7 protein-coding genes are annotated in these 9,046 nt (G+C 72.9%); 2 read left to right on the forward strand and 5 right to left on the reverse strand.

Features of this window, described 5'->3' with window-relative positions:
- Positions 1-28: 28 nt before the first annotated feature.
- Positions 29-1,099, forward strand: coding sequence for an HD domain-containing phosphohydrolase (locus HNQ01_RS00915; RefSeq protein ID WP_173803433.1), 1,071 nt, complete (start codon positions 29-31; stop codon positions 1,097-1,099).
- A complete protein-coding gene (locus HNQ01_RS00920; protein ID WP_173803434.1) occupies positions 1,096-3,060 on the forward strand; it encodes an ATP-binding protein in 1,965 nt (654 codons plus the stop codon). The genes HNQ01_RS00915 and HNQ01_RS00920 overlap by 4 nt, the downstream gene beginning before the upstream one ends.
- On the opposite strand, the gene pelG is transcribed toward HNQ01_RS00920, so the two are convergent.
- The 5 genes from pelG to HNQ01_RS00945 are packed head-to-tail and all read right to left on the reverse strand — an operon-like array spanning position 3,047 to position 8,975.
- Positions 3,047-4,414, reverse strand: a complete 1,368-nt coding sequence (pelG, locus tag HNQ01_RS00925) for an exopolysaccharide Pel transporter PelG (RefSeq protein WP_173803435.1) — start codon at positions 4,412-4,414, stop codon at positions 3,047-3,049. The two genes, HNQ01_RS00920 and pelG, sit on opposite strands and share 14 nt — an antisense overlap.
- The gene (pelF, locus tag HNQ01_RS00930) at positions 4,390-5,955 is read right to left on the reverse strand and encodes a GT4 family glycosyltransferase PelF (protein ID WP_217427354.1); all 1,566 of its coding nucleotides are present in this window, start codon (positions 5,953-5,955) and stop codon (positions 4,390-4,392) included. The genes pelG and pelF overlap by 25 nt, the downstream gene beginning before the upstream one ends.
- A complete protein-coding gene (locus HNQ01_RS00935; protein ID WP_173803436.1) occupies positions 5,952-7,028 on the reverse strand; it encodes a hypothetical protein in 1,077 nt (358 codons plus the stop codon). The genes pelF and HNQ01_RS00935 overlap by 4 nt, the downstream gene beginning before the upstream one ends.
- Positions 7,025-8,407 carry a PelD GGDEF domain-containing protein gene (locus tag HNQ01_RS00940; protein WP_173803437.1) on the reverse strand — a complete coding sequence of 461 codons (1,383 nt, stop codon included), beginning with the start codon at positions 8,405-8,407 and terminating at the stop codon, positions 7,025-7,027. The genes HNQ01_RS00935 and HNQ01_RS00940 overlap by 4 nt, the downstream gene beginning before the upstream one ends.
- Before the next feature lie 16 nt (positions 8,408-8,423).
- Positions 8,424-8,975: a penicillin-binding protein activator LpoB gene (locus HNQ01_RS00945; RefSeq protein ID WP_173803438.1), complete on the reverse strand. Its 552-nt coding sequence runs from the start codon at positions 8,973-8,975 to the stop codon at positions 8,424-8,426.
- Positions 8,976-9,046: the final 71 nt, after the last annotated feature.

A 9,046-nucleotide genomic window follows, 5' to 3' on the forward strand; every position in this document is an offset into this window, starting at 1 on the left:
CCCGCCGGCGTCGTCCGCCGGAGGAAGCATGCAGATCGTCATCGTCGATGACAACCGGGTCAACGTCGCGCTGCTGAAGGCGCTGGCACGCCAGCTCTCGGACGTGCCCAGCGTCGACTTCACCGATCCGGTGCCGGCGCTGCAGTGGTGCCTGACGAACGACTTCGACCTGCTGCTGCTCGACTACATGATGCCGGTGATCGACGGCCTGTCCTTCCTCGAGCAGCTGCGCCTGCATCCGGGCAAGGCCGACGTGCCGATCCTGATGATCACCGCCAGCCACGAGGCGCAGGTGCGCTACGACGCGCTGGCGCGCGGGGCCAGCGACTTCCTGACCAAGCCGGTGGACCGGCCCGAGTTCATGGCGCGGGCGCGCAACATGCTGGCGCTGCGGCGCAGCCAGAAGGCGCTGGCCGAGCGGGCCGCGACGCTGGCCGAGGAGGTCGAGCGCGCCACCCGCCTGATCGCCGAGCGCGAGTACGACACCATCCTGCGGCTGTCGCGCGCGGCCGAATACCGCGATCCCGAGACCGGCCTGCATCTGGTGCGCATGGCGCTGTATTCGCGGCTGATCGCGCGCCAGCTCGGCCTGCCGGAGGCGATGCTGGAGATGCTGCACCGCGCCGCGCCGATGCACGACATCGGCAAGGTCGGCACGCCCGACCACATCCTGCTGAAACCCGGCCGGCTCGACGACCGGGAGATGGCGATCATGCGCGAGCATGCCGCCATCGGCTACCAGATCCTGCGCGACAGTCCCTCGCCGCTGCTGCGCATGGCCGCGGTCATCGCGCACAGCCACCACGAGAAGTTCGACGGCAGCGGCTATCCGCAGGGCCTGCGCGGCGAGTCGATCCCGCTGGTCGGGCGCGTCGTCGCGGTGGCCGACGTCTTCGATGCGCTGACCTCGAAGCGGCCGTACAAGAAGGCCTGGCCGCTCGATGAGGCGCGCACCTTCCTGATCGACAACGCCGGCAGCCATTTCGACCCGGACTGCGTCGAGGCGCTGCTGTCGGCGTGGGACGAGGTCACCGCGATCCACGACCGCCACCAGGACGAGTGCGTCGAGCCGCCGCCCGCGCCGGTCGCCGCGGCATGAGCGCCGGCCCGATCGATCGGCTCGGGCGCAAGTGGGTCGGGCGGGCCAGCCGGCTGTCGCTGCGCCACCAGCTCGGCTGGCTGATCAGCCTGTGCACCGGGCTGACGCTGATGCTGTCGGTGCTGGCGATGCTGCTGGTGGGCTGGCACTTCGCGCTGCGCCATGCCGAGAGCGAGGTCGACGAGCTGACGTCGACGCTGGCGCGCATGCTCGCCGAGCCGCTGTCGAGCGGCGACGCGGCCGCGATCTCGCGGCTGCTGTCGATCGCCGAGTCGCAGCCACGGGTCGGCGGCGTCTGGGTCTTCGAGGCCGGCCACACCGAGCCGCTGGCGTCCTGGGGCAGCGCGCCGACGCCGGCGCTGTGGAGCCGCGAGGGCCAGCTGCTCAGCGGCCGGCTGGTGCGCAGCGTGCCGGTGGTCGACGCATTGCGCGAGCGCGTCGGCAGCGTGACGGTGCAGATCGACCAGCACGACCTGCTCGAGAGCCTGCTGGTGCAGAGCGGGGCGATGGCGCTGGCGGCCACGCTGGCCGGGCTGGTGCTGAACCGGCTGGCGCAGCCGCTGGCGCGGCGCATCAGCCAGCCGCTCGACGAGCTCTCGGTGGCCGCCACCGCGGTCGCCGAGGGCCGCATCGAGCAGGCGCGGCTGCCCGAGCCGGGCCATGACGAGATCGGCCGCACCATCGCGGCCTTCCAGTCCATGGTCGACCAGATCCGCAGCCGCGACTGCACCGTCGAGCAGGCGATGCAGATGATGAACCAGCTGGTGGAGGAGCGCACCGCCGAGGCCTGCCGCGCCGCGGCCGCCTCCGAGGCCAAGACGCGCTTCCTGACCGTCATGAGCCACGAGATCCGCACGCCGCTCAACGGCATTCTCGGCATGAGCGAACTGCTGCTCGACGCGGGCACGCAGGCCGGCATCGGCGCCGAGCAGCGCGAGCACCTGCTGCTGCTGCGCGAGTCGGCCGAGGCGCTGCGCATGGTCATCAGCGACGTCTTCGACTACTCGCGCATCGAATCGGCCGAGCTGCAGTTCGAGGTCGCGCCCTTCGATCCGCGCGCGCTGCTGGCCCGCGGGCTGGAGGCGCACCGGGCGACCGCGGCCGGGCGCGGGCTGCGGCTGGCGCTGCAGGTCGACGACCGCGTGCCGGCGGTGCTGCTCGGCGATGCGACCCGCATCGGCCAGATCGTCGACAACCTGATCGGCAACGCGGTCAAGTTCACCGAGCGCGGCGAGGTCGAGGTCCGCGTCGAGAGCCTGCCGCAGGGCAGCGATCCGGCGACCGCGACGGTGCACGAGCTGCACCTGTCGGTGCGCGACACCGGCATCGGCATCGCGCCCGAGCAGCAGCGGCGCATCTTCGAGGCCTTCTCGCAGGCCGACGACCCGGCGACGCGCCGCCACGGCGGCACCGGCCTGGGCCTGGCGATCTGCGCGCGGCTGTCCACGCTGATGGGCGGCAGCATCGCCGTCGACAGCCAGCCCGGGCACGGCAGCATCTTCCATGTCCGGCTGCGGCTGGAGCGCTCGTTCGCCGAGCCGGAGGCTGCGGGCGTGGACGCGGGCGACCCGCCGGACGCGACGGCCACGACGGCCGGGGCCGATCCGGCCGGCGGCGACGATCCGGCCTGGGTCGACCTGGACCGGGCCGCGCTGCTCGAGCGGGTCGGCGGCGATGCGCTGCTGCTGGGCGAGCTGGTGACGATGCTGGTCGAGGACAGCCTGTCGTGCGTCGACGAGCTCGAGCGGGCCGTGGCGCAGCGCGACGCCGCGCGCATCGACCGGCTGGCGCATCAGCTCGCCGGCGCGGCCGCCAACTGCTCGGCGCAGGCGCTGGAGCGGCTGGCGCGCCGCATCAGCACGCTGGCGCGCGAGGAGCGCGTCGACGAGGCGGCGCGGCTGCTCGAGCCGCTGCGCCTGCGGCTGCTGCGGCTGTCGCGCCGTGCCGCTACTGCAGCATGAAGGTCTCGTACTCGAGCCGGTGCAGCCGCGACTCCAGCGCCAGCATCGCGACGAAGACGGTGATCATCATCGCCAGCGCGACGCCGTAGCCGTAGTAGGCCGCACCGAGCTGCAGCGTCAGCCACGACAGCCCGGTGTTGAGCGCCAGCAGCAGCACGGTCAGCCCGAGCACGACACGGCGCCGGTCGAGGTAGAAGAAGATGTTGAGCAGGCCCAGCAGCACCACCTGCAGGCTGGCGGCGACGACATCGAGGTAGAGCAGCGGCAGGTACAGGTGCGAGATGCCGATCCAGTCGAGCACCCGCGGGGCCAGCACCATCACCAGCACCGTGGTGATGCCCTGGATCTTCAGGATCTCGTACAGGCCCTGGCGGATCGTGAAGACCATCTCGTCGCGCAGGTGGCGGATCTGGTCGAGCGAGCCGCCCTCGCGCACCGCGTCGAAGAAGCGCTCGTAGTACTCGACGAAGTCGGTCTCGATGCGCACCAGGAACACCGCCATGCCGGGAATGATCGCCAGGTAGGCCAGGAAGGCCGGCAGGTCGTAGATGATCGAGGCGCGCAGCGGGCCGATGATGGGCTGGCTGACCTCCGGCGAGAGCCAGAACACCAGCTTGTCGGCCCAGACGCCGAGGTTGTAGAGCACGCCGACCCAGACCAGCGTGCCGTACATCGCGCCGCGGCGCAGGAAGGCGAACGCGATCATGCGCTCGGTCGGCAGCGTGCGCAGCACCATCATCAGCATGCCCGCCAGCAGCACGAACTGGCCCAGCACGAAGCCGCCGAGCAGGCCCTCCAGGCCGAAGCGGCGCAGCCCCAGCGAGGCCAGCACCGTCACGCCGTAGCCGAGCAGGAACAGCAGCACGATCGCCCCGTACTGCTTCATGCCCGACAGGAAGATCGTCGTCAGCCAGATGCCGCCCAGCACCGCCAGCCCGCTGCCGATCAGCACCCGCAGCAGGTTGCCCTGGCCGGGAAAGAGCAGCGCCGCGGCCAGCAGCCCCAGCGTGCCGCAGCCCGCCAGCACCAGCAGCAGCGCGCCGAGAAAGTTCGGCACGATCAGGTCGCGGCGGCGCTCGAACAGCCGATCGGCGACCCAGCGGGTGAAGGAGAGCTGGATCGGTCCGGTCAGCACCAGCGAGCACAGGATCAGCCAGGTCACCATGACCTGGAAGCGGGTGACCTCGCGGTCGGCCGCCGAGCCGGCGGCGATCATGCCGACGAGCAGGATGCCGACGATCGACAGCACCCACGGACCGGAGCTGATCACGCCGGCATAGGCGTAGGCCTTGAGCAGGCCGGCGTAGCTGTCGCGCTGCAGCAGCTTTCTCAGCTCGAAGCCGATGCCTGCCATGTCAGGGCCCTTTCGTAGACCGCCCGGTAGCGACCGAGCATGAGTTCGAGCGAGTAGTGGCGGCGGGTGCGCGCCGCGCCGGCGGCGCTGGCGCGCTCCCAGGCCTCGCGGTCGCACAGCAGCTCGACCGCGGCGTCGGCCAGCGCGACCGGATCGGCCAGGCCGACGACCCGTCCGGCCAGGCCGGTGGCGCGGTCCTCGTCGTCGAGGCCGCCCTCGACGAGCTGGCGGCACGAGCCGACATCGGTGGTGACCGCGGGCACGCCGGCGGCGAAGCCCTCCAGCAGCACCAGCGGCAGCGCCTCGCTGATCGACGACAGCACCACCAGCCCGACCTGCGGCAGCAGCTCGTCCAGGCGGCGGAAGCCCAGGAAGCGCACGCGGTCCTGCAGGCCGAGGCTGGCGGCGAGCTGGCGGCACTCCTCGGCGTAGCCGGGATCCTCGTCCTCGGGGCCGGCGATCCAGCCCTCGGCCTCGGGCAGGCGGTTGACCACGCTGCGCATCGCGCGGATGAAGGTCTTGACGTCCTTGATCGGCACCACGCGCCCGATCAGGCACAGCACCGGCGGCGGATCGGCCGGGCGCAGCGCGCGCAGCGGCTCGAAGCGCTCCAGCGAGATGCCGTTCGGGATGGTCGAGGTGCGTGCGGCCATCGCGCCGTCGGCGATCTGGCGCTGCCGGTTGGCCTCGTACAGCGCGATGATCTGGTCGCTGGCGTCGTAGCAGGCGCGGCCGATGCCCTGGAAGAAGCGGATCCACAGCTCGCGGAAGTAGCCCAGCTCGGTCAGGTCGCGCTGCAGCACCGAGCGGTTGTCGGAGATCCAGCGCGCCGAGAACAGGTCGATGCTGCGCTCCTTGGTGTAGATGCCGTGCTCGGACAGCACCAGCGAGCGCTGCCAGCGCCGCTTGCACATCGCGCCGAGCAGCCCGGCGTAGCCGGTCGAGGCGCTGTGGAAGGCGCGCACCGGGATCATCGACTCGGCGATCTGGCGCAGCCGCCACAGCGGTGCGTGCATCGTGCGCACCGTCCAGAAGTAGTCGACGAAGGACGGGTCGGTGCAGTGCGCCTCGTACTGCTCGCAGATGTGCTGCCAGGCCTGGTCGCCGCGCAGGAAGTGCGCCTGGCCGAGCGTGTCGCCGAAGCGGTCGACGACGGCGCCGAACAGCGCCTGCGCGCTGTCCGGATCGGACTCCGGATCGCGCCAGTGCTCGTGCAGCCGGCGCACCGCGGCGAAGGCCTGCGGGTCGGTGCGCACCGTGCGCTGCGGCGGGCGCCAGCCTTCCTCGTCCTCGAACAGGTAGTGGGCCTCGACATGGACCAGGTTGGGCGGCAGCGTGTAGCGCACCGGGCCGTAGTCCTGGCGGCGCGAGCCCAGGAAGATCACCGCGAAGCGCAGCTCCGGGAAGCCGGAGACGATCTGGTGGATCCAGCTGGAGACGCCGCCGGCGACGTAGGGGTAGGTGCCCTCGAGCAGCAGCGCGATGTCGGCCGACTCGGCACGCGGCAGGGCCGGTGCGGACGGTGCGGTCGTTTCGGTCAAGTCGGATCTCCCGCAGGACTGGCGGCGGACGAAGGAGCATGCCAGTAGCGCACCAGCGCCGCCATGCGCGGCGTGACGCTGGCCGGATCGATGCGGCGCATCTCCTCGCGCACCGCCTGCCAGTCGCGCCGCGAGAAGGCCATCTCGGCCAGGTAGGGGCGCACCCGCTGCGCCGGCAGGCCGAGCTCGGCGGCCTCGAGCAGGTCCTCGCGCGAGGCCGGGCCGTCGCCCTGCTCGAGGCGGATGCGCGCGCGCAGGTGGCGCAGGCCCGCGTCGTGCGGATCGGCCGCCAGCGCGGCCTCGACGTGGTACGCGGCCTGGGCCAGCGTGTGCTCGCGCACGTCGCCCTGCACCAGCGACTGGTAGACCAGCTCGTGGTTGAGCTCGGCGAGCTGGCGGTGCAGCTCGCCGCGGGTGGCGTCCAGGTCGATCGGCTCGATGCGGCCGGGCAGCGTGATGCGGCCCAGCGGGCTGGCCTCGAGCGTGGCGAGGTGGCGCGACTGCGTCTCGATGCGCGCGCGCAGCGCCTTTTCCTGGCGGTCGAGCAGGCCGTAGGCGACCAGGCGCAGGTCCTCGACCGGATCGCGCAGCAGCCGGCGCAGCAGGTCGCCGGCGATGCGCGCCGGCTTGGCGGCGATGGCGTTGAGCGCGCGGCTGCGCAGCACCGCGGTGGCGTTGACGTCGATCAGCAGCTGGCGCACGCTCAGGCCGCGAAAGCGCCGCGCCGGCTCGGGAATCGACAGCTCGAACTGCGGCGGCGCCGCCAGCCGGAAGGTCTCGACCGGCACCTGCACCGGCGCCAGCCGCATCGCCAGCACCGCCAGCAGCAGCGCGATCGCCCCGAGCCCCGGCATGAAGAAGGCCAGCGCGGACAGCAGCGCCAGCACCGCGGTGCGCGGCGTGCGCAGCCGCGCCGGCAGCAGCGGCAGCAGCATCAGCGCCAGCAGCGCGCTGGCCGCGGCGTGCAGCGCCAGGAAGACCAGCAGCGCGCCGGTGGACGAGCCCGACAGCGCCAGCCGCCAGACCGCGGCCGACTCGAGCGCGATCGCGGCGGCGATCGCCGGCGCGCTCATGGCCGTGCTCCGGTGCTGCCCAGCAGCGTGCCCAGCGTGCGCGCCAGCGGCGCGTCGCCCAGCGTGACCGTCTCGGCGCGGATGCCCATCGAGGCCAGGTCGGCCTGCTCCTGCTCGGCCTCGCCCAGGCCCTGGCGCTGCGCCAGCCACAGCGCGACGCTGCGCAGGTAGCCGTCGACCGCGGCGCGGCCGACCAGCGGCATCAGCGTGACCAGGCGCTCGCGTCCGCCCGCCAGGCTGCCCGGCCAGATCACGTCGGGCGTGCGCGCGCGCCGCTCGGCCCAGCGCCGCTGCGTCGCCGCGCGGGCCGGATCGTCGAAGTTCAGCACGACGATCTGGCTGGGAATGCGGAAGTCGCGCGCGATGCGGTCGAGCCGGCTGCATTCCTCGGCGAACTCGACCGGGCAGTCGGGCAGGTGGCGCAGCAGCTCGGGCACCTCGGCGCCGACCAGCGCCGCGTCCGAGAAGGCCGAGCACAGCACCGCCATCAGCTCCAGCGCCTCGTCGTGCAGCGCCAGGAAGGGCATGCGGCTGACCACCAGCAGCGCGTGCTCGCCCTGGCCGAGCGTCAGCGGCGCGGCCACCAGGTGGTCGGTGGCGGCCTCGTGCGCCGGCAGGTCCGACTGCAGGTGCGCCAGGCGCTGGTTCGCCAGCGCATGGCGCACCAGCGGATCGTCCGGATGCACCGGCACGATCTGGCCGACATGGGCCAGCACCGGGCCGTCGGCCTGGCCGGACGGACCCAGCGCGAGCACCTGCGCGCTCTCGATCTGGCCGTGCACGCCCAGGAAGTCCAGGAAGGCTCGCGCCGCCCCCGGGCCGGAGAGCTCGCCGGCGAGCGAGCGCCGGCGCATGTCGCCCAGCGCCTGGCGCAGCGTCGAGGGCTGCAGCAGCAGGTCCTGCTCGAGCACGTCGTGCGAGCGCTGCACCATGAACAGCCGCTTGGTCACGCGCTCGATGCGGTCCTCCAGGTAGGCGTTGGCCTGCGCCAGGCGGCGGATGCGCGAGCGCCACAGGCCGCTGAACTCGCCGCAGGTCATCGTCAGCAGCAGGCCGCCGAGAAAGTGCAGCGACGGGAAGACCGCCTCGGGCGAGCCGCCCTGCAGCAGCCGCCAGGCCAGCAGCTCGATCAGCATCGAGGCCAGACCGGCGAGCACGCCGTAGCGCAGCGCCACCAGGATCGGCGCGAACCAGCTCCACGGGATCGCGGCCTGGACCAGCAGCGGATCGCGCGGCGCGACCGCGTGGCCCAGCGCGATCACGCCGACGGTCATCACGACCACCTCGAGCGCGATCCAGGCCGGGCGGGTGCGGCTCGACACCAGCGCGTGCAGGCCGTCCTGCGCGGTCGCGTCGGCACTCAGGCGGGAGGCCAGCATGGCGTCGGCTCCCGGCTCAGCGCAGCGTCAGGTCGCCGAGGAGGTCGCGCATGAGCTTCTGCGCGACCGCCGACAGCGCCTCGCGGCTCCAGCCCGAGCGCGCGCCGGTGGCGGTCCAGACGACATCGCCCGACTGCAGGTCGATCACCTGCAGCACGACGCCGACCGCCGGCTCGCCGTCGACGCCGACCTTGTAGCGCCACTCGTCGACCGCGCCGGTCAGCGCGTAGCGGATGCCCTGCTCGGCGGCCCAGCGCTGCGAGTCGGCCTGCAGGCGGCGGTCGGGCAGGTCGCCCATCAGGTCGGCCCCGGCGCCGGCGGGCGGGCGCGCCAGCGCCTGCACGCCGCGCTGGCGCAGCAGCGACTCGAGAATGACCTCGGCGCGCAGGCCGGCCTGCGGCGTCTCGGTGTGGTTGGCCATCGGCAGGATGACCCAGCGCGCGCCGGCCTCGAGGGGTGCCGCGCTGCGGCTGCGGTCCATCACGCTGCAGCCGGTCGCCACCGCGGCCAGCAGCAGCGCCATCAGGACGCGGAGGAATCGGACGACGGAGAGCGGTTGCCTGGTCATGGTGAGGTTCCTGGTTTCTCGTTGCTTCACGGGTCGGTGCGGGGTGGGAGGGCGGGCGGCGCAGGCGGTGC

This window comes from Sphaerotilus uruguayifluvii, from assembly GCF_013294065.1.
GTDB lineage: Bacteria > Pseudomonadota > Gammaproteobacteria > Burkholderiales > Burkholderiaceae_C > Sphaerotilus > Sphaerotilus uruguayifluvii.